At 68.7% G+C, this 19016-nt stretch carries 21 protein-coding genes and 1 riboswitch; of the genes, 10 read left to right on the forward strand and 11 right to left on the reverse strand.

Annotated elements, in window-relative coordinates:
- Positions 1 to 6: 6 nt before the first annotated feature.
- Positions 7 to 963 (reverse strand): magnesium transporter CorA family protein, encoded by a 957-nt coding sequence (locus tag SK571_RS05635; protein ID WP_319982958.1) that lies wholly within the window; start codon positions 961 to 963, stop codon positions 7 to 9.
- A gap of 69 nt (positions 964 to 1032) precedes the next feature.
- Between SK571_RS05635 and SK571_RS05640 the strand changes: the two genes are divergently transcribed.
- A complete protein-coding gene (locus tag SK571_RS05640) occupies positions 1033 to 2358 on the forward strand; it encodes a serine/threonine-protein kinase (RefSeq protein ID WP_319982959.1) in 1326 nt (441 codons plus the stop codon).
- Here the strand turns inward: SK571_RS05640 and SK571_RS05645 are convergent.
- A complete protein-coding gene (locus SK571_RS05645; protein ID WP_319982960.1) occupies positions 2343 to 3197 on the reverse strand; it encodes a hypothetical protein in 855 nt (284 codons plus the stop codon). The genes SK571_RS05640 and SK571_RS05645 overlap by 16 nt on opposite strands.
- Positions 3190 to 3681 (reverse strand): RNA polymerase sigma factor, encoded by a 492-nt coding sequence (locus SK571_RS05650; protein WP_319982961.1) that lies wholly within the window; start codon positions 3679 to 3681, stop codon positions 3190 to 3192. The genes SK571_RS05645 and SK571_RS05650 overlap by 8 nt, the downstream gene beginning before the upstream one ends.
- A gap of 79 nt (positions 3682 to 3760) precedes the next feature.
- Between SK571_RS05650 and SK571_RS05655 the strand changes: the two genes are divergently transcribed.
- Entirely contained in the window at positions 3761 to 4246 is a 486-nt protein-coding gene (locus SK571_RS05655) for a GNAT family N-acetyltransferase (protein WP_319982962.1), read from the forward strand.
- A gap of 35 nt (positions 4247 to 4281) precedes the next feature.
- On the forward strand, positions 4282 to 5574 hold the full coding sequence (locus SK571_RS05660) for a YVTN family beta-propeller repeat protein (protein WP_319982963.1): 1293 nt from the start codon (positions 4282 to 4284) through the stop codon (positions 5572 to 5574).
- Positions 5575 to 5601: 27 nt separating this feature from the next.
- Here the strand turns inward: SK571_RS05660 and SK571_RS05665 are convergent, their stop codons facing one another.
- Positions 5602 to 5790: an MbtH family protein gene (locus tag SK571_RS05665; protein ID WP_319982964.1), complete on the reverse strand. Its 189-nt coding sequence runs from the start codon at positions 5788 to 5790 to the stop codon at positions 5602 to 5604.
- Positions 5791 to 5901: 111 nt separating this feature from the next.
- Here SK571_RS05665 and idi point away from each other — a divergent pair, with 111 nt between their 5' ends.
- Complete coding sequence (gene idi, locus SK571_RS05670) at positions 5902 to 6489, forward strand: isopentenyl-diphosphate Delta-isomerase (RefSeq protein ID WP_319983157.1); 588 nt, start codon at positions 5902 to 5904, stop codon at positions 6487 to 6489.
- On the opposite strand, the gene SK571_RS05675 is transcribed toward idi, so the two are convergent.
- From SK571_RS05675 to SK571_RS05685, 3 genes are all read right to left on the reverse strand, one after another.
- Positions 6475 to 7461: a ribonucleotide-diphosphate reductase subunit beta gene (locus SK571_RS05675; RefSeq protein ID WP_319983158.1), complete on the reverse strand. Its 987-nt coding sequence runs from the start codon at positions 7459 to 7461 to the stop codon at positions 6475 to 6477. The genes idi and SK571_RS05675 overlap by 15 nt on opposite strands.
- A gap of 53 nt (positions 7462 to 7514) precedes the next feature.
- The gene (locus tag SK571_RS05680) at positions 7515 to 9869 is read right to left on the reverse strand and encodes a ribonucleoside-diphosphate reductase subunit alpha (protein WP_319982965.1); all 2355 of its coding nucleotides are present in this window, start codon (positions 9867 to 9869) and stop codon (positions 7515 to 7517) included.
- Positions 9870 to 9976: 107 nt separating this feature from the next.
- Positions 9977 to 10188: riboswitch (cobalamin riboswitch) on the reverse strand.
- Positions 10189 to 10385: 197 nt separating this feature from the next.
- Positions 10386 to 10934, reverse strand: coding sequence for a LysE/ArgO family amino acid transporter (locus tag SK571_RS05685; protein WP_319983159.1), 549 nt, complete (start codon positions 10932 to 10934; stop codon positions 10386 to 10388).
- 99 nt (positions 10935 to 11033) lie between these two features.
- Between SK571_RS05685 and SK571_RS05690 the strand changes: the two genes are divergently transcribed.
- The 6 genes from SK571_RS05690 (at position 11034) to SK571_RS05715 (ending at position 14891) form a co-directional block, all read left to right on the forward strand.
- Complete coding sequence (locus tag SK571_RS05690) at positions 11034 to 11891, forward strand: LysR family transcriptional regulator ArgP (RefSeq protein ID WP_319983160.1); 858 nt, start codon at positions 11034 to 11036, stop codon at positions 11889 to 11891.
- A 232-nt stretch (positions 11892 to 12123) separates the two neighbouring features.
- A complete protein-coding gene (locus SK571_RS05695; protein WP_319983161.1) occupies positions 12124 to 12852 on the forward strand; it encodes an SDR family NAD(P)-dependent oxidoreductase in 729 nt (242 codons plus the stop codon).
- A gap of 80 nt (positions 12853 to 12932) precedes the next feature.
- Positions 12933 to 13640 carry a DUF998 domain-containing protein gene (locus SK571_RS05700; protein WP_319982966.1) on the forward strand — a complete coding sequence of 236 codons (708 nt, stop codon included), beginning with the start codon at positions 12933 to 12935 and terminating at the stop codon, positions 13638 to 13640.
- Positions 13565 to 13975 carry a type III secretion system chaperone family protein gene (locus SK571_RS05705; protein ID WP_266034548.1) on the forward strand — a complete coding sequence of 137 codons (411 nt, stop codon included), beginning with the start codon at positions 13565 to 13567 and terminating at the stop codon, positions 13973 to 13975. The genes SK571_RS05700 and SK571_RS05705 overlap by 76 nt, the downstream gene beginning before the upstream one ends.
- Complete coding sequence (locus tag SK571_RS05710) at positions 13975 to 14541, forward strand: TIGR03086 family metal-binding protein (protein ID WP_319982967.1); 567 nt, start codon at positions 13975 to 13977, stop codon at positions 14539 to 14541. Before SK571_RS05705 ends, SK571_RS05710 begins: the two co-directional genes overlap by 1 nt.
- An 11-nt stretch (positions 14542 to 14552) precedes the next feature.
- A complete protein-coding gene (locus SK571_RS05715; RefSeq protein WP_266034553.1) occupies positions 14553 to 14891 on the forward strand; it encodes a hypothetical protein in 339 nt (112 codons plus the stop codon).
- Here SK571_RS05715 and SK571_RS05720 read toward each other — a convergent pair.
- Genes SK571_RS05720 through SK571_RS05735 form a run of 4 tightly spaced genes read right to left on the reverse strand, consistent with a single transcriptional unit; the run spans position 14884 to position 18914 of the window.
- Complete coding sequence (locus SK571_RS05720; RefSeq protein WP_319982968.1) at positions 14884 to 15582, reverse strand: class I SAM-dependent DNA methyltransferase; 699 nt, start codon at positions 15580 to 15582, stop codon at positions 14884 to 14886. The two genes, SK571_RS05715 and SK571_RS05720, sit on opposite strands and share 8 nt — an antisense overlap.
- Positions 15575 to 16243: a DUF3800 domain-containing protein gene (locus tag SK571_RS05725; protein WP_319982969.1), complete on the reverse strand. Its 669-nt coding sequence runs from the start codon at positions 16241 to 16243 to the stop codon at positions 15575 to 15577. The genes SK571_RS05720 and SK571_RS05725 overlap by 8 nt, the downstream gene beginning before the upstream one ends.
- A complete protein-coding gene (locus tag SK571_RS05730) occupies positions 16243 to 17856 on the reverse strand; it encodes a vWA domain-containing protein (RefSeq protein WP_319982970.1) in 1614 nt (537 codons plus the stop codon). The genes SK571_RS05725 and SK571_RS05730 overlap by 1 nt, the downstream gene beginning before the upstream one ends.
- Positions 17853 to 18914: an ATP-binding protein gene (locus SK571_RS05735; RefSeq protein WP_319982971.1), complete on the reverse strand. Its 1062-nt coding sequence runs from the start codon at positions 18912 to 18914 to the stop codon at positions 17853 to 17855. The genes SK571_RS05730 and SK571_RS05735 overlap by 4 nt, the downstream gene beginning before the upstream one ends.
- Positions 18915 to 19016 lie beyond the last annotated feature (102 nt).

The raw sequence follows: 19016 nt of genomic DNA on the forward strand, positions 1-19016 counted from the left end.
GGTGGCTCACAACCAATCGCGGCGCTTGAACATCAGGTACAGGACGTAGGAGAGGCCGAAGATACCCAGCGTGGAGACCCAGACGCCCCATCTCTGCTCGAAGCCGGGGTACGGGACGTTCATGCCGTAGTAGCCCGAGATCGCCGTCGGCACCGCGATGATCGCGGCCCAGCTGGTGACCTTCTTCATGATCGAGTTGAGCCGGTTGCCCTGCACGGCGACCTCGGCCTCGCGCAGGTTCGTGATCAGCTCCCGCATCGACTCGGTCAGCTCGGCCGTGGACAGCGCGTGGTCCTTCACGTCCAGGTAGTACGGCATCATCACGTCGTCCACGAGGTCGTGGTCACGGTGCAACAGCGACCCCAACACCTCACGCATCGGCAGCGCGACACGCCTGAGCTGCACCAGGGCGCGCCTGAGCTGCAACGCCCTGCGTCCGACGTGCGGCTTCTCCTCGTAGATGTGGTCTTCCAGGTCCTCGATGTCGTCGTCGAGCGCCTGCGCGGCGGCGTAGTGGCTGTCCGCGACGTCGTCGAGCAGCCCGTGCAGCAGGAACCCGACGCCCGACGAGGCCAGTTGCGGCGCGCTGTCCCACCGCCGCTCAAGGCCCTCCAGGGCGTAGTCCTCACTCTCGCGCACCGTCACGAGCGCATTCCGCGTCACGAACACGTCGACTTCGCACGCCTTGATCTCGTGCTGCTCGTACCGGACCGCGTACACGGAAAGGAACAGGTGAGTGGGGTAGCGGTCGACTTTCGGGCGCTGCCGCTCGGAGAAAGCGTCCTCGATCGCGAGCGCGTGCAACCCCAGTTCGTCGCGCAGCAGACCTACTTCGTCTTCAGACGGCGCGCAGAGGTCGAACCACCCGACAGCGGAGTGATCTTGGAGACGCTGGGCCACCTCCGCGACGGGGAAGTCCCTGTCCACGAGTTCGCCGTTGCGGTACAAGCGGGTCCGACCCATGGGTGACAACGATACGTAGATCTACTCAGATGTGAGGTTTCGGCCCGAGTTCCCGCTACCCTCGATCCGGTGAAGGTGGACCAACCACAGCGCATTGGGGACTACCTGCTCTTGGGCAGGCTTGGTCGTGGTGCCATGGGAACGGTCTACCTGGGACAAGGCAGCGACGGACGCCAGGTCGCGGTCAAGGTCGCCCGCGCCGAGCTCGCCGACGACCCGCGGTTCCGCGAGCGGTTCCGCCGCGAGGTGCAGATGGCCCGTGCGGTCGGCAGCGCCGGCACGGCGGCGGTCGTGGACGCCGACACGCGCGCGCCCCGCCCGTGGATGGCCACGGAGTACGTGCCCGGGCCGACGCTCCAGGAGGCCATCGAACGGCACGGTCCGTTGCCGGAGCACCATTTGAGACGCCTCGCGGAAGGTCTGGCCGAGGCGCTCACCGCCATCCACCGGGCGGGCCTGGTCCACCGCGACCTCAAGCCGTCCAACGTGCTCCTCGGAGCCGACGGACCCCGCGTCATCGACTTCGGCATCTCGCGCGCGATGGAGCACACGGCGCTGACGGAGACCGGCATGGTCTTCGGCACGCCCGGTTTCCTCTCGCCCGAGCAGATCACCGGCCAGGACGTCGCCGCCCCGAGCGACGTCTTCGCCCTCGGCGCCGTGCTGGTCTACGCGGCGACGGGCAGGGGCCCGTTCGGCGAGGGCCCGACCGCGACGCTGCTCTACAAGGCCGCCCACGGCGAACCGGACATCGACGGCGTGCCCAAGCCGCTGCGGCCGCTGGTGCAGAAGTGCATGCACCGCGACCCGGCCAAGCGCCCCGAGCCGGCCGAGGTGACGCGCCTGCTGTCCCACGTCGTCACGCCGAAGCCGCCGACCAGCAAGCTGCCCGCCCCGATGACGCCCGCCGCCGCGACGTTCTCGACGTCGCGGTTCGTGCCGATGGCGTGGGGCGGCCTGAACCTCGCCGTCGCCCTGCTCGCCGCCGCGATCGCCGACCCGGCCGCACAGGCGAACGGCGCCACGCAGCTGCTGGCGCTGGCCGCGTTCTGCGTGCTCGTCGTGCGCGCGGTGCGGTACTTCAGCGCCGCCGCGCGCCGCAAGGTCGTGATCGAGATCAGCCGCGAGGGCATCGCCACGACGCGCAACGGCAAGTTCCACCAGTACTGGTGGTACGAGCTCGCACGGGTGCGCGTGGTGCCGCACAAGAAACGGCCGTGGGTCGTCGTCTGGCTGAAAGACCCGGCGCCGCGCCGCTTCTTCGGCGCGCACCACGGCGGCGTGAGGGTGTTCCCGATCGCCCACGAGCGCACCAGGAGGCGGCGCGAGCGCGACGTCGCCGAACTGCGCGCCGCCCTGGCCTGGTACCTGCCGCGGAGCTACGACGGCCGCTGATCGGTCCACTCGGACTTGACGGTGACCGAGGTCGTCACCGTGTCCGCCGGGATCTTCAGGTCGGTCGACTTGCGCTGTTCCATGCCGGTGACCTGGCCGGTCGCCGGGTCGACGGTGAACAGCGTCGTGCCGCCGTCGGCCGACACCTTCCCGTTGTCCCAGCGGACCTGGGGGGACTCGGCGATCCGGCGGTACAGCGCGGCCTTCTCCTCGTCCGTGGTGAACGGCGAGAGCATCGCGGCCGCGGCGTCCTCCAGCCTGCGCCCCGGCTCGGTGCTCAGCGGCTGTCCGGCGGTCTCCTCCTTGCACGGGGTGCTCGCGCAGAACGACTCCCACAGCGAAGGGTTGCGGGAGTAGTTGGTGAAGTCCTCGACGGGGCGCCGCGCACCCGCGACCGGCCGCTGGCCGCCGGTCGACCTGCGGTAGATGACGACCATCTCGTCAGCGGCGGTGGGCAGCCACACGACGTACTCGAACTCGATCGCCGAGGACGCGTACGGTTCGCCCACTCCCATCACCTGCCAGATGCGGTAGGTGATGCGCTGGTACTTCGCCGTCGGCTGCTGCGCCACCTCCAGCAGCGTGGCGGCCTCCTGCAACGAGGCCGCGGGCTTCACCGGCAGCGTCGCGGGAGCGTCCCGCGAGACCGGCCGCAGCAGCACCACGAGCCCGGTGATCATCACCACCGCGACGGCCGCCGCCGCGATGCCGACCCAGCGCCGCGAACGGGACCGCGGTTTCTCGGCGAACAGCTGCTCGCGCAACCGGGCCAGCCGCACGTCGTCGCTGGCCCGCACCGGGTACAGCTCGGCGAGGTCGTCGTCCAGCACGTCACGCATGTTCCACTTCCTTCAGCTTCGCGCGCAGGCGGTGCAGACGGGACCGGGCGGTGCCGGGGTTGAGGTCGAGGGCCTCCGCGGTCTCCTGCACGCTCAGACCTGCCAGTGACACGAGCAGCACCAGGTCGCGATCGGCCTGGGACATCCGGGCCAGCTCGCGGGCGATCCGGCGCAGGTGCGCGCGGGAGTCGATGCGGGTGACCACCGTGTGCTCCAGCGACTCGGCGACACCGAGGTCGACGCCGTACCGCTCGGCGGTGCGCAACAGGCGGGTCTCGCGCTTGGCGTGCCCGCGCAACAGGTTCGTGGCGATGCCGTAGAGCCAGCCGACCACACTGCCCTTCTCGGGGTCGTAGCCCTCCTCGCCGCGCATGGCGGCCAGGAAGGTCTCGCTGACGAGGTCGTCGGCCACGTCGACGCCCACCCGCCGCGCCAGATACCGGTGCAGCGGATGGGCGTGCTCGTCGAACAGCTCCGCGAACATCACGCCCCCAGTTGGCTTCTCGCGGTACCGGTGTTGCAGTGACCTGAATCACAGTGGACGGCCTTTTGATGATGGTCCCATGACCAACTGGACCGTGACGGCCGCCGAAGCCGCGCAGTCGTCGCTCAACCGCGAGTACAACGCGGAGATGATCAGCCGCTACTGGGGCCGGCCGGCGAGCGACGCCGAGATCGACGCCTACGAGCGCGACGAGCAGGACCACGACGTGCCGGTGTTCCTCGTGGCGTCGCGCGATGGCAACGATGTCGGATGCCTGGGCATGCGCTTCCTCGACAACGGTGTCGGCGAGCTGACGCGCATGTTCGTGCGCGTGCCGTTCCGCGGGCAGGGCGCCGCGTCGGCGTTGCTCGTCGCCGTGGAGGCCGAGGCGAAAGCGCGCGGCATCACGACGTTGCGGCTGGACACCCGCGAAGACCTGGTGGAGGCGAGGAGTCTGTACGCCAAGCACGGGTTCGTGGAGATTGCGCCGTACAACGCAGCCGAATACGCCGATCACTGGTTCGAGAAAAGGCTAACGTCCGCTCATCCGGTCGCGATGTCCTGAAGGGTCGGGATGACTCGCGCAGGAGGCAAGTGAAAATGCGGTTGCGTCCACTGGTGATGGCGGTTGCCGTCACCTCGGCACTGGTGGTGACCCCGGCCCAGGCGGCACCCGCCGGCCGGGTGCTCGGTTACGTCGCCAACAACGGCGGCGGAGTGTCGGTGATCGACACGGCCACGAACGCGGTGTCCACGACGATCGCTGACGGCGGTGGCACCTCCCCGTACATGGCGGCGGTCGCGTTCGACGGAACTCGCGGTTACGTGACGAACTCCGTGCAGAACACGCTGACGGTCATCGACACGCCGACCAACACGGTCGACAAGTCGGTTCCCGTCGGGACCCACCCGGCGGGCGTCGCGGTCGCCCCCGGTGGTGGCTTCGTCTACGTCACCAACTATCTGGACGGCACGGTGTCCGTGGTCGACACGGCCACGCTGACGGTCACCGCGACCGTCGCGGTCGGCTCGAACGCCGACGGCGTCGTCGTCACCAAGGACGGTTCGGCCGTCTACGTGACGCACGACATTCCTGGGCCGGGCAAGGTCTCGGTCATCGACACGACGTCCAACACCGTCGTCGCCACGATCGCCGTCGGCAACGCGGCGACCGCCATCGCGGCCTCGGCGGACGGCACGCGGATGTACGTGGTCAACAAGGGTTCGGACAGCGTCTCCGCCATCGACGTCGCCTCGCGCACCGTCGTCGGCACCGCGTCCGTCGGCTTCACGCCGCACGGCATCGCGTTGACGCCCGGCGGAACCCGCGCGTACGTGACGAACAGCGAGTTCGACTCGGTGTCCGTCGTGGACCTCACGACGATGACCGAACTGCAGAAGATCTTCGTCGGCGACCGCCCGATCAGCGTGGCTCTCACGCCGGACGGTGCGAGCGCCTACGTCACGAACTTCAACAGCAATTCGGTGTCGGTCATCGACACGGCGTCGAACACGGTCACCGGCACCATCGCCGTGGGCCAGCACCCGGTGGGCATCGCGATCAACTTCGTGCCGCCCGCCACGTCGAAGCTCGTGGCGGGGTCCGCCCAGCTGCAGTTGCGGCTCCTCGGTTTCACGGTCCGCTCGCTCGACGCGACGCTGACCGACAAGCACACCGGGGTGCCGGTCGCCGGCCAGCAGGTCGTCTTCCGCACGGTGAAGGGCAACCCGCTCTGCACCGCGACGACCAACGCGTACGGCAAGGCCACCTGTGACGCGCAAGTGTCGCTGCTGGTCGGTCTCTCCACGCTGCTGCAAGGCTTCACGGCCTCGTACGCGGGGAACAACGAGCACGGCGGTGCCTCTTCGCACGGGCACATCGCTCTGCTCTAGTGGAGTGACAGTGGTGGTGGAACTCAGCTAGGCCGCCATCGGCACGTCGAACCGGAGCGCGTCCACGTAGTCCGCACAGGACTGCCTGGACGCGACTCCGTGGACGACCTGCCAGCCGGCGGGTACCTGCAGCACCGCGGGCCAGATCGAGTACTGGCCCGCCGGGCTGACCAGCACCAGGAACATGGTGTGAGCCTGTGCGAACGGGGAAGTCATGCCCCCAGAGTGACCTGCGACACCTATGGTCCGGCTATCTCCCCGCTCAAGCTCACCCGACCGCGCGGTTCCCGATCTTGGCCCGCGTGTGATTACGTGGTGTCCGTGACTGTGGAACAGGTGGTCCTCCTGGCCGAGGACGGTTCGGCCATCGGCGTCGAGGACAAGGCAGTGGTGCACCACGCGGACACCCCGCTGCACCTGGCGTTCTCCAGCTACGTCTTCGACTCGGCGGGCAACACCGTGCTCACCCGCCGCGCGCTGCACAAGAAGACCTTCCCCGGTCTGTGGACGAACACCTGCTGCGGCCATCCCCTCCCGGAGGAGGACATGGCCCAGGCCGTGCTCCGGCGCCTGCGCGACGAGCTCGGCATGAAGGTCTCCGAGCCCGAACTGCTGCTGCCGGCCTTCCGCTACCGCGCGGAGATGGACGGCGTCGTCGAGAACGAGATGTGCCCGGTGTTCCGCGTGCTCTCCGACGACGAGCCGACTCCCAACCCGGACGAGGTCGACTCGACCGAGCGGGTTCCGTGGAGCGAGTTCGCCGCGAGCGTGCTGGACGGCACGCGCGAGATCTCCCCGTGGTCGCGTCTGCAGGTCGCCGCGCTGGTGGAACTGGGACCCGATCCGCTGGCGTGGCCGGTGGCGGACCGGGCCGGGCTCCCCAAGGCCGTGCGGCTCAGCTCACCACTCCAGTGATCCGCCGTTCTGGTACTCGATGACCCTGGTCTCGAAGAAGTTCTTCTCCTTCTTCAGGTCCATCATCTCCGACATCCACGGGAACGGGTTCTCGACCGGCTCCCACACCGGCTCCAGGCCTAGCTGTGCGCACCGGCGGTTCGTGATGAACCGCATGTACTGCTCGCACAGCTCGGCGTTGAGGCCGAGGATGCCGTTCGGCATGGTGTCGCGGCCGTAGGCGATCTCCAGCTCGCACCCCTCCGCGAGCATGGTCCGCACCTCCTTCTGGAACACGTCGTTCCACAGGTGCGGGTTCTCGATCTTGATCTGGTTGATCGCGTCGATGCCGAAGTTCAGGTGGATCGACTCGTCGCGCAGGATGTACTGGTACTGCTCGGCGATGCCGACCATCTTGTTGCGGCGGCCGAGCGACAGGATCTGCGCGAAGCCGGTGTAGAACCACATGCCCTCGAAGACCACGTAGAACGCGACGAGGTCCTTGAGGAACGCCTGGTCCGTCTCGGGCGTGCCCGTCCTGAACTCCGGGTCCTCCAGGTGCTGCGTGAACTGCAGCGCCCACGCGGCCTTGTCCGTGATGGACGGGATTTCGCGGTACATGTTGAAAAGCTCGCCGTCGTCGAGGCCGAGCGACTCGCAGATGTACTGGAACGTGTGGGTGTGCACAGCCTCCTCGAAGGCCTGCCGCAGCAGGTACTGGCGGCACTCCGGGTTCGCGAGGTGGCGGTACACCGCGAGCACGATGTTGTTGGCCACCAACGACTCGCTGGTCGCGAAGAAGCCGAGGTTGCGCTTGATCATCAGCCGTTCGTCGTCGGTCAGGCCGTCCTTCGACTTCCACAGGCCGATGTCGGCCTGCATGGAGACCTCGGTCGGCATCCACGCGTTGTTGCAGCCGGCCAGGTACTTCTCCCACGCCCAGTGGTACTTGAGCGGCAGCAGCTGGTTGACGTCGGCGCGACAGTTGATCATCGCCTTGTCGTCGACGGAGACGCGCGCGGCGCCTGCCTCGATGAGGTTCTCGGTCACTGGCAGGCCTCGCACTCGGGGTCGGTGATGGAGCAGTTCGGGTCCACTGCGACGGGGGAGACGGCGTTGAGCTTGCCGTCGGTGCCCTGCAACGTGGACTTCTCCACGTGCGTCGCGCTCTGCGTGCGCAGGTAGTACGTGGTCTTGAGGCCGCGCAGCCACGCCAGCTGGTAGAGCTCGTCGAGCTTGCGGCCGCTCGGCTGCGAGAGGTACAGGTTCAGCGACTGCGCCTGGTCGATCCACTTCTGACGCCTGCTGCCGGCCTCGATCAGCCACGAGCTGTCGACCTCGAACGCCGTGGCGTACAGGGCCTTCAGGTACGGCGGCACCCGGTCGATCGCGCCGAGGCTGCCGTCGTGCAGCTTGAGGTCCGAGACCATCCGCTCGTCCCACAGCCCGCGCTGCTTGAGCGCCCGCACCAGGTCGGGGTTGATCACGGTGAAGTCGCCGGACATGTTCGACTTCACGTACAGGTTGCGGTACAGCGGCTCGATCGACTGGTTGACGCCGGTGATGTTCGCGATGGTCGCGGTCGGCGCGATCGCCATGACGTTCGAGTTCCGCATGCCCTTGCGGGCCATCTCCCTGACCGGCGCCCAGTCCATCGTGGACTCGCGGTTCTGCTCCAGCTCACCCTCGGCGCGCGCGGCGGCCAGGACCTCGACCGAGTCGATCGGCAGGATCCCCCTGCTCCACAACGATCCCTCGAACGACGCGTAGGCGCCGCGTTCCCGCGCCAGCTCGGCGCTCGCGGAGATCGCGTAGTAGCTGATCTCCTCCATGCTGCGGTCGGCGAACTCGACGGCCTCCTGCGACGCCATTGGCGTGCCGAGCGTGAACAGCGCGTCCTGGAAACCCATCAGGCCAAGGCCTACCGGCCGGTGCTTCAGGTTGGAGTTCCTGGCTTCCGGGATCGTGTAGTAGTTCACGTCGATCACGTTGTCGAGCATCCGCACCGCGGTGCGCACGGTCTTCTCGAGCCGGGCGTGGTCGATGCCGGCCTCTGTCACGTGCCGGGCGAGGTTGACACTGCCGAGGTTGCAGACCGCGACCTCGTCGGCCGCGGTGTTCAGCGTGATCTCGGTGCACAGGTTGGACGAGTGCACGACACCGCTGTGCTGCTGCGGCGAACGCAGGTTGCACGGGTCCTTGAACGTGATCCACGGGTGGCCGGTCTCGAACAGCATGGTCAGCATGCGCCGCCACAGGTCGACGGCCTGCACGCGGCGGAAGACCTTGATCTCGCCGTTGCCGGCCCTCTCCTCGTACGCGCGGTACTTCTCGGCGAACTCGCTGCCGAACGCGTCGTGCAGGTCCGGCACCTCGTCGGGGGAGAACAGCGTCCACTGCCCGTTCGCGCGCACACGGCGCAGGAACTCGTCCGGCACCCAGTTCGCGGTGTTCATGTCGTGCGTGCGGCGCCGCTCGTCGCCGGTGTTCTTGCGCAGGTCGAGGAACTCCTCGACGTCGATGTGCCAGGTCTCCAGGTAGGCGCAGACCGCGCCCTTGCGGCGCCCGCCCTGATTCACCGCTACCGCGGTGTCGTTGGCCACCTTGAGGAACGGCACGACGCCCTGCGACTTGCCGTTGGTGCCCTTGATGTGCGCGCCGATGCCGCGCACCGGGGTCCAGTCGTTGCCGAGACCGCCGGCGAACTTGGAGAGCAGCGCGTTGTTGCTGATGCCGTGGAAGATGGCGGCGAGGTCGTCGTCCACGGTGGTGAGGAAGCACGACGAGAGCTGCGGGCGCGTGGTGCCCGAGTTGAACAGGGTCGGCGTCGAGCACATGAAGTCGAAGCTCGACAGCAGCTCGTAGAACTCGATCGCGCGGGCGTTCCTGTCGTCCTCTTCGAGGGCGAGGCCCATCGAGACGCGCATGAAGAACGCCTGCGGCAGCTCGTAACGGCGGTCGTCGTGGTGCAGGAAGTAGCGGTCGTAGAGCGTCTGCATGCCCAGGAACTGGAAGTTCAGGTCACGGGAGGCGTCGAGCGCGGCGCCGAGCCTGGCCAGGTCGAAGTCGGCCAGGCGCGGGTCGAGCTGCCCGAGCTCGATGCCGTAGCGGACGAAGTCCGCGAAGTACGACGGGTAGCGCTCGGTCATCTCGGCGTGCGACAAGGGGATTCCGCAGGCCTCGGCGCGGAGCTTGTCCAGCAGCAGCCGGGCGCTGACGTAGGAGTAGTCCGGGTCGTGCTCGACCATCGTGCGGGCGGCCATGATCGGCGCGAGCGCGAGCTCGGCGTCGGTGATGCCGTCGTAGAGGTTGCGCTTGGTCTCGGCCAGAACCGCCTCGGCCGACGCGTTGGGCAGGTCGGCGCAAGCTTCGTTGATGACCACTGAAAGGCGGTCGGGCACGCTCTCTCCTCCGAGATCGGCCCGAGGAAACGCGTGCGCGCGCCAGCGGTCGACACCACTGGTGCACACAGCCGCCCTCCCTCGGGGCACCGTGTCGTGCGCGCAGGCTTGCGCGCACACCAATGGCAGGTCTTCGGACTCGTGGGCGTACCTCTAGCGCCTACCGGCCGTCGCTTCCCAGGTCTCGCGACCCAGTGCTTCGTTGACGGCTTTCGTTCCCACTCACCGCTGCGGGGCAGTCCCGGATTCCCACCGGGTTCCCTCTTGCCTCACCGGCCCGGTTGAGTCGGGTCGGTGAACCACTGGCGCGGCAGATACTACATGTGGTGGTGGGGTCTGGATCACCACCCAACATGCGCGTGTCGTGGGCTAGGGTCGGAAACGTGGGTGATCTTCGGCCTCGGGTCGTCATCGGTGCTCTGGTCAGTGCGGGCCTCGCTTCGGCGTCCCTTTTCGCCGGGACGGCGGCGCCCGTGACGAGCGGTGTCCTGGCCGTCGCGGCGGTGCTGGTGATGATCACGACCCGGCGATCAGGGTCACCCCGAGAGTGATCATCACGGCGGCGATCAGGCCGTCCAGCACCCGCCACGCGCGGGGCTTCGCGAACAACGGGCTGAGCAGCCGCGCGCCGAACCCGAGCGCGACGAACCAGGTGATGCTCGCCGTCACGGCGCCGACCCCGAACAGCCACCGTCCGGCCGCGATGGAGCCGAGGAGCAACAGCGTGTCGAGGTAGACGTGGGGGTTGAGCCACGTCAGTGCGAGCGCCGTCAGCACGGGCCGGCTGTTCGTCTCCGTTCCCGCGTTCAGCACCGACGGCCTGAACGCCCTGCGCGCCGCCAGAAACCCGTACCCCAGCAGGAAGATCCCGCCCACGACCGCCGCGACCGCGATGGCCTGCGGAAACTTCTTCACGATCACGCCGAACCCGGCGACGCCCACCGCGACCAGGATCGCGTCCGAGAGGGCGCACACGGCGACGACCTGCGCCACCGCGTGTCGCCGAAGTCCTTGGCGCAGCACGAAAGCGTTCTGCGCGCCGATCGCGACGATCAGGGTCATCATGGTGCCGAAGCCGAGCAGCAGGTCAGTCACGCTTTCCACGGTATTTACGCCGTCTTGATGAGACCAGCTAAAGATTCTTACGTACCATTAGCGGCTGTGATGGATCTCGACCTGGTGCGGACGCTGCTCGCGGTCGTCGACGCGGGCACGTTCGACGCGGCCGCCGCCGCGCTGCACGTCACACCTTCCGCTGTCTCGCAACGCATCAAGGCCCTGGAGCAACGGACGGGCCGCGTGCTGCTGGTGCGGGCGCGCCCGGTGCGGCTGACGCCGTCGGGCGAGGTGATCGTCCGCTACGGTCGGCAACTGCTCGCTCTGGACCAGGACCTCGACGCGGCGCTCGGCGCGGACGCGGTCGTGCGGGTGCCGATCGCGGTGAACGCCGACTCGCTCGCCACGTGGTTCCTGCCCGCCCTGCAACGGGTGTCGCCCGACCTGCGGATCTCGTTCGACCTGCACCGCGAGGACCAGGACCACACGACGGCGTTGCTGCGGCAGGGCCTGGTGATGGCGGCGGTGACGTCCTCGCGCGAGCCGGTGGCGGGCTGCTCGGTGACGAAGCTGGGCGAGATCCGTTACGCGGCAATGGCTTCGGAGTCCTTTGTGGAGCGCCACGAGGACGGCCCGCCGAAGTCGTGGCTGCCGGGCGCGCCGGTCGTCGTGTTCGACCGCAACGACGACCTGCAGGACCGCTTCGTGCGCACGCTGACCCGCGGCCGTGGTGCCTCGGACCACCGCCACTACGTGCCGTCGTCCGAGGTGTACGTGCGGGCGATCGTGGCCGGCCTCGGCTGGGGAATGGTGCCACCGCAACAACTCCAGGACGGCCTCGTCGACCTCGTGCCGGGCCGCACCATCTCCGTGCCGCTGTACTGGCAGCAGTGGAAGCTCGAGTCGCCGGCGCTGACCGCGGTGGCCGAGGCGGTCGCGGCCGAGGCACGCATCGCACTGCGCTAGGCGTCGAGCACGTCGCCCGGCCTTGATGGCGTCTGCAAGTACCACCAACTCAACATCAACAGGCACTTTCTTGCTACCAACAGCTTGACGGACGTACGAGCGGACAGGACACAGGTTGGGTGTGGTCGACGGCGATTCGATCAAGGGTTGGTGGTACTTGCAGACGCCTGTCGTCATCAGCGAGCCGCGAGGTTTTGGACGAGTTAGCCTCGACACCATGACCGGCGAGCCGATGAACCTCAACGGGAAGACCGCAGTCATCTACGGCGGTGCGGGCAGCGTGGGCGGCGCGATCGCCGCCGCGTTCACCGAAGCGGGCGCCACCGTGCACCTGGCCGGCCGCACGGAGGCGACGCTCAAGGCCAAGGCCGCCGAGCTCGGCGCCGAGTACGCCGTGGTCGACGCGCTGGACGAGCAGGCGGTGGACCGGCACGCCGCCGCGTTCGAGCGGATCGACATCTCCGTCAACGTCACCACCGACAACGACGTCCAGGGCACGCCGATGGTCGAGATGAGCGTCGAGGACTACCTCAGTCCCGTCGTGTCGGCGGTCCGGTCGAAGTTCCTCACGTCGAGGGCGGCGGCCCGGCACATGATCAGGCAGCGCTCCGGGGTCATCCTGTTCTTCGGCGGCACCGGTGAGCCGTCGGCGCACCGCAAGTGGCGGCTCGGTGGTCTGCTCGCGGCGTTCGACGCGGTGGAGTCGATGCGGTGCCAGCTCGCGGCCGAGCTCGGCCCGCACGGCGTCCGGGTGGTGACCTTGCAGACCGGCGGCATCCCCGAGTCGATTCCAGTGGAGCATCGGGCGCCGATCGAGGAGGACATCGTCGGCGACACGCTGCTCGGGCGGGCGGCGACGCTCGGCGACGTCGGGCGGGCGGCGGTGTTCGCGGCCTCGGACTGGGGGCGCACGATCACGGGAGCGCAGGTCAACATCACGTGCGGGAGCGTCTTCGGCTGAACCTGTCGAGATCCTGGGTGCAACCTGTCGGGTTCCTGAACCCAGGAACCCGGCGCGTTCATCCCGGCGTTGTCCGTCATGTGCTCATACCTCGCCTGGCCGCCATCGGCGGTTCGCTCGCCGTCGTCGCGACGATCACCATGGTCGGTCTGCTCGACCTGACCGTCGGCCCGCTGCGCCGCACGATCAGCGAGTACGCGCTGGGCGACTACCGCCCGGTCTTCGACGTCGCCGTGCTGTTGCTGGCCGCCGGGTCGCTCGCGATCCTCGGCGTGCTGGCGCACAAGGGGCTGACGAGGTGGTGGTCCGGCGGCTCGATCGCGCTCGCCCTGTGGTCGGCCGGGCTGTTCCTCGTGGTCGCGTTCCCGAAGACGAACTGGGCGATGGGCACCAACGAGCTCAGCGGCAGCATTCACCGGTTCGGCAGCATGCTCGCGTTCGTCAGCCTGCCGATCGCCGTCATCCTGCTCGCGCGGCCGTGGCTCAAGGACCACGTGTGGGGAAAGCACGCCAAGTGGACGATGACGTCCGGTTTGTTGAGCGTTGTCGCATTCATGCCGATCTTGTACGCCATTGTGATGGGCATGGTTTCGGACGTTCGGTGGTGGCGCGTGTTCCCGTTGGGCTACATAGAGAGGATCTTGCTCATCGCCGAAGTGGGCGCTGTGCTCGTCGTGGGGCTGTGGGCGATCGCGGCCAGTAGGGTTGCGCCATGGCGAGTTGGGGAGACCTCGCGGATTACGTCCGCGCCGAGTACGACGTCATCCACGACGAGGACGAGGAGCTGAGGATCCTCTTCACCTTCGGGGACGTGGAGGAGGACGAGGACGACCGCACGCAGGTCGTGATCATCGTCCGGGAAGTGCTCGACAAGATGCACGAGTGGGTGCAGATCGCCTCCCCGTGCGGGTTGGCCAAGGACGTCGACCTCCGGGCGGTGCTGGCGGAGGTGGGCAACTCCACCGTCGCGTGCGGCCTCGCGATCATGGGGGAGCACGTCGTGGTGCGGCACTCGCTGCCGCTCAAGGACCTCGACATCCACGAGTTCACCGACCCGCTCCAGCTGCTCGCCGGTACCGCGGACACGTTGGAGGAACAGTTCTGGGGAGGCGACGGCTACTGATGTTCGATCTGACCCCCGCGGCGGACCGGCTCGCGGGTCTGGTGCGCAACGTGACGGACGGCGACCTGAAGGCGCCGACCCCGTGCCCGGACTACACGGTCGGCGACCTGCTCGACCACGTCAACGGCCTGTCCGTCGCGTTCACGATGGCGGCGCTGAAGACCCCGCTGGAGGGCGCGGGCTCCGGCGACGCGTCCCGGCTGCCGCTCGACTTCCGGGAGTCGGTCCCGCAACGGCTGGCCGAGCTCGCGACGGCCTGGCGTGCGCCGGAGGCCTGGGAGGGCATGACCCGGGCAGGAGGTGTCGACCTGCCCGGTGAGGTGGCGGCCGCTGTGGCATTGGACGAGATCGTGCTGCACGGCTGGGATCTCGCGAAGGCGACGGGGCAGCAGTTCGAGGTCGAGGAGGACCTGCTCCAGGTCGTCCACGCTTTCGTGTCGGAGATCGGCCCGGACGACCGGGACGGCTCGCTCTTCGGAGCCGCGGTGGAGGTCGGCTCGAACGCGCCTCTGCTCGACCGTGTCCTGGGACTCAGTGGGCGTGATCCGGGGTGGAACCTAGGTTAGGCTCTCCTAACGTGAGAACCATTACGGTGCAGGTTCGGGCAGGGCTGGGCGTGGGACGTCTGGCCGCCGCCATGGAGTCCCTGGTGGAACTGCATCCTGAGCTGTGTCGTTCCGGCTTCGCGCACCACGAGGTCGCGGATCCCGCCGCCGCCACCCCCGCGGCCCTCGCGGAGGCGGAGGCGGGGCTCGACCTGCAGACCGGCGTCCTGATGCACGTCGTGTGGCTCGACGCCGGTCCCGTGCGCACCGGCCGGATCGTGCTGGTGCTGCACGACATCGTGGCCGACCGGCTGCCCAGGATCCTGCCGTGGCTGGTGCAGGCCTGGAAGCAGCCGGCGCTGGTCAGCTGACCTTGCGCGCCAGGAACACGTGTTCGCGGCCCGGCCGGTCCGGCGCGTCCCGCACGTCGACGACCTCGAACCCGCAGCGCACCAGGCTGTGGCTGACCTCGGCGCGTGAGCGGAACCGCAGCGTCGAGTCCGAGGTGATCACCGAGCCGTCCGGAAAACCGTAGGTGTGGCGGAACGACACGAACGGCATGCTCACGTCGAGCAGGTCGAACTGCTCGCGCACCCCGACCAGCACCCGCGGCTTCACCCGGGCCCAGTCCTCCCAGGCCCGTTCCTCCGGCCGCCGCGTCTCGAACGCGAAGTGCCCGCCGGGGCGCAGCGACCCGTGCACACCCCGGAGCGTGGCCTCCCAGTCGTCTCCGAGGAACACCTGCGCGACGTTCCCGGTCATCGTCGCGAGGTCGACCGACATCGGGGGCAACGTGGTGGCGTCGCCGTGGATCCAGGTGACGCGGGACTCCTTGGCGCGGGCGATCTCCAGCGAGGCCAGCGCCGGATCCACTCCGACGACCGTCCGGCCGGACGACGCGAGCAGCACCGCCAGACGTCCCGTTCCGCACCCGATGTCGAGCACGCTCCTCGCCTCCACCTCGGCCGCGATCCCGAGATACAACTCCAGGTCGAGGCGAGGCCCGTCGAAGGCGTCGTAGATTTTTGCCAACCTGGGGTCGGCGAATATGGCATCAGGCATTCCACATCGTAGGCCCGACGACGAACGGCATCAGCAACTCGATCACCTCTCGGTCCGGCTTTCCGTTCAGTTCCTCCTCCGCGACCCGCCGCGCGATGCCCGCCAGGAAGTCGGCGACCTGCACTCGGGCGTCGTGCTGCGAGTCGACCAGCGTCAGGCTTTCCAGCCGTGGCGCCAGTTCCCTGAGCCGCTGGATCCGTCCGGCGGTCAGCGACAGCTGCTGGTCGTGCACGATCGACACCGGCCCGTCCCACTGCGCCACGGTCCGCAGGATCGCCGGGAACAACGGGTCGAGCGCCCCGCGCGGGCCGCGGGCGCGCAGCAGGTCGTTGTACAGCTCCAGTGGCCCGGTCACCGAGCCGAACTCCGCCCGCACCCGCGAGGCCAGGTACCGCCGCTTGTCGAGGAGTTGCACGCGGGCACGACCGGCCAGCGGACCGTCCGGGCCGAGGAACCACAGCAGCACCCAGCGGTTCTTCGTCCGCAGCAGGTGGTTCGCCTTGTATTCCAAGGCAGGTGACTTGATCATCTGGCGCAGTGACTCGACGCACCCCGAAGCCTCGGCCTCGGACAACGAGACCCCGGCGTGCGCGAAGACCGCCGTGACGCCGCCGACGAGCTTCTCGCCCTCGGACCCCGACTCGTCACAGGCGATCTCCATCAGGACATCCGGAACACGGGGCCACGCGCGCGGAACGGCAGGTGCGCGCCCGCCGGTATGAGGAACGCGTGCTCGCGCCGGATCCGCAGCACGTCGCACCGCCCGTCGGTGATCACCAGGATCGGTCCGCCCGAAGGGAAGTCGTCCGCGCGTTCGAGCAGGTCGATGCCGGGCTGCAGCACCGTGCCGCCGCGCCCGCGCACCGTCACCCGCTCCGCGATGTCCTCCACGGGCACATATCCGGCGTCGTATGCCATCGCATCACAGAAAACCACGCGTGCGGCGGGCACGTCACGTGCCGCGGCGTAGGAGGCGATCGCGCCCAGCGCCTTGCCCAGCAGCTTGGAATCCATCGAGCCGGAGGTGTCGAGCACGACGCCGAACGTCGGCCGCGACTCCAGCGACTCCGGCCGCATCCAGCCCGGCCGCGGGATGTCCGGAGTGGACGCTTGCCGCCGCGACGGACGCGCGTAGCTGCGCCGCTTCTCCACCACCGGAACGAACTCCTCGAACCACCGCGCCAGCTGGGCGTCCCACGACAGCGGCGGGTGCTCCAGCGCCCGGATCTCCTCGACCAGCCCGGCGGGCAGGAGCCCTCGGGACGAGCTGTGGTAGCTCAGGCCGGTCAGCAGGGCACGCCGGTAGAACTCGTCCAGATCCGTCACATCGGCGGGCCCGCGCAACGGTTCACCGAGCAGGTCGCCCTGGTGGTGGCCCCGCAGGGTCAGCAACTTCCGGTACCGCCGCAGGTCCACCGCGATCCGGTCGTACACCGACTCCGCAGACAGGCCGCGCAGCTCCGGATCGTGCAGCACGCCTTCCGGTGCCGAGCCGACGGCCATCTCGACGAGCCAGCCGTTCACCACGAAGTCCGCGGCGATGTTCCACAGGTAGGGGTCCCGCCCGCCGACGCGGTCGCAGTGGCGCAGCGCGGCGTGCAGCATCTCGTGCGCGAGGACGAACCGCCACTCCTGCTTCGTCAAGCTGGCCAGCGGGTTCACGTAGATCTCGGCCGAGGCCGTGGACACCGCAGCGATCGAGATGTCCCAGCCCCGTGCCAGTTCCGCGTCCGCGACCACCTTCATCGTCGACGCCAGCGCGCCCAGCAACGGGTAGTCCGACACGAACCAGCTCAGCGCGAGATCCCACTCGCTGCGCACCGGCCGGGAGTCGGACAGCGACGACCGCGCGCCGCCCGCCACGTCGATCGCGGCGACGGCGGCGTTGGACAGGCCGGAGGCGAACCGCTTTGCCCACCTCTCCGGGGCCTCGGCCGGTCCGCCCCGCACGCACCGGCCCGGCTCCCAAGAGAACGGACGGGTGCCGAGCCGGATCGCGGGCTGGAAGTCCAGCACGTCGTCGCAGGACGCCGTGCCGAACCCCAGGTGCAGCAAGCAATGCGCGAACACCCACACCCATTCGGCCTCGCTCGCCTTGCGCGTCGGATGCGCGCGCAGCGATCCGTCCAGCGAGATGTCCGCCCACGGGTGGTCGGAGTTCCGGCTCTCGTAGCTGCTCAACGGTGCGAACAGCGGGTGCAGGCGGATCTCCGCGCGTGCGGCCTCGAAGTCCAGCGCGGCCTGGTCGACGAAAGCCTTCCCGCGCTTGCTCATGCGCGTGCCGCGACCAGCCGGGGCAGATCGCGGGTGACCTCGACGAGGAACCACGCGGGCAGCACGGGATTGCCGTCGTCGTCGGCCGCGATCACCATCTGCGCGATCTCCAGCGACAGCTCCGCCAGCTCCAGCAGCAGCGCCTTGCCCCGGTGCGCGAGCTGCTTGCCCGCCGGGGACGCGTGCGTCTTGTCGTGCGGCAGTTCCTTGACCAGCCGCGCGCGGAACGCCTCGCCCAGGAAGTAGAGCAGGTCGCGGTCCTGGGGCGCCGACGGCCAGCGGACGTCACCGCGCAGCACGGCCTCCAGCCCGAACGCGTTGCGCACGGTCTTGACGTACGCCTTGAACATCGACGCGTGGTTCGCGGTGACCGTGCCGAACGCCAGCACCCCGAGCAGGTCCTCGGAGATGTCGTCGCCGAACGAGTGCAGCGCGTCGGACAGCATGTGCCAGCCTCGCGGCGTGGAGAACGACTCCTCGACCTTCGGCGCCGCGCTCCACAGGTGGTCCGGGCGCTGCGTGAGGTACTCCAGCACCCACGGGTGGATGTTGCTCTCACGCGCCCATGCCAGCCAATCGCGCGCGGACGCCGTGAGGTGCACGTGGATCATGCGGTTCACGAGTGCGGACGCCATCGGACGCGCCAGGGCGTTGTCGACCGCCCGGTTGCCGGCGCCGATCACGATCGAGCCCTTCGGCAGCTCGTAGGAGCCGATGCGCCGGTCGAGGATCAGCGAGTAGAACGCCTTCTGCACCTCGGGGGAGCTCGCGTTCAGCTCGTCGAGGAACAGGCAGTAGGGGTCGTGCCGCGCGATGGACTCCGGCGGGGCGAACCGGGATCGGCCACCGACCAGTTCCGGAACTCCGATGAGGTCCTCCGGCGCGAGCTGCGTGCCCAGCAGCGTGACGCACTCGAGGCCCAGCTCGGTGGCGAACCTGCGGACGAACGAGGACTTGCCGATACCCGGTGCTCCCCAGAGGAAGACCGGTCGGACGACGGCGACGTGCAGCAGCACCTCCGGAAGCTGTGCTGGTGTCACGGTGACTGTGGATCGCATCAGGTGATCGAGGATGCCTCATCCCACTTGTTCCGGTCGCCCGAATTTGTTGACACGAGCAGTGGTCTAGTGCTGTGATTCAAGCCACTACTGATAGGAAAC

Source organism: Lentzea kristufekii, assembly GCF_033949925.1.
Classification (GTDB): domain Bacteria; phylum Actinomycetota; class Actinomycetes; order Mycobacteriales; family Pseudonocardiaceae; genus Lentzea; species Lentzea kristufekii.

Coding starts and splice junctions, on each gene's coding strand:
- SK571_RS05690 (WP_319983160.1), top strand. CDS start 11,034: ATGGATCTCGACCTGGTGCGGACGCTGCTCGCGGTCGTCGACGCGGGC.
- SK571_RS05685 (WP_319983159.1), bottom strand. CDS start 10,934: ATGATGACCCTGATCGTCGCGATCGGCGCGCAGAACGCTTTCGTGCTG.
- SK571_RS05705 (WP_266034548.1), top strand. CDS start 13,565: ATGGCGAGTTGGGGAGACCTCGCGGATTACGTCCGCGCCGAGTACGAC.
- SK571_RS05675 (WP_319983158.1), bottom strand. CDS start 7,461: ATGATCAACTGTCGCGCCGACGTCAACCAGCTGCTGCCGCTCAAGTAC.
- SK571_RS05655 (WP_319982962.1), top strand. CDS start 3,761: ATGACCAACTGGACCGTGACGGCCGCCGAAGCCGCGCAGTCGTCGCTC.
- SK571_RS05635 (WP_319982958.1), bottom strand. CDS start 963: ATGGGTCGGACCCGCTTGTACCGCAACGGCGAACTCGTGGACAGGGAC.
- SK571_RS05695 (WP_319983161.1), top strand. CDS start 12,124: ATGAACCTCAACGGGAAGACCGCAGTCATCTACGGCGGTGCGGGCAGC.
- SK571_RS05720 (WP_319982968.1), bottom strand. CDS start 15,582: ATGCCTGATGCCATATTCGCCGACCCCAGGTTGGCAAAAATCTACGAC.
- SK571_RS05710 (WP_319982967.1), top strand. CDS start 13,975: ATGTTCGATCTGACCCCCGCGGCGGACCGGCTCGCGGGTCTGGTGCGC.
- SK571_RS05660 (WP_319982963.1), top strand. CDS start 4,282: ATGCGGTTGCGTCCACTGGTGATGGCGGTTGCCGTCACCTCGGCACTG.
- SK571_RS05665 (WP_319982964.1), bottom strand. CDS start 5,790: ATGACTTCCCCGTTCGCACAGGCTCACACCATGTTCCTGGTGCTGGTC.
- SK571_RS05650 (WP_319982961.1), bottom strand. CDS start 3,681: ATGTTCGCGGAGCTGTTCGACGAGCACGCCCATCCGCTGCACCGGTAT.
- SK571_RS05730 (WP_319982970.1), bottom strand. CDS start 17,856: ATGAGCAAGCGCGGGAAGGCTTTCGTCGACCAGGCCGCGCTGGACTTC.
- SK571_RS05735 (WP_319982971.1), bottom strand. CDS start 18,914: ATGCGATCCACAGTCACCGTGACACCAGCACAGCTTCCGGAGGTGCTG.
- SK571_RS05645 (WP_319982960.1), bottom strand. CDS start 3,197: ATGCGTGACGTGCTGGACGACGACCTCGCCGAGCTGTACCCGGTGCGG.
- SK571_RS05725 (WP_319982969.1), bottom strand. CDS start 16,243: ATGGAGATCGCCTGTGACGAGTCGGGGTCCGAGGGCGAGAAGCTCGTC.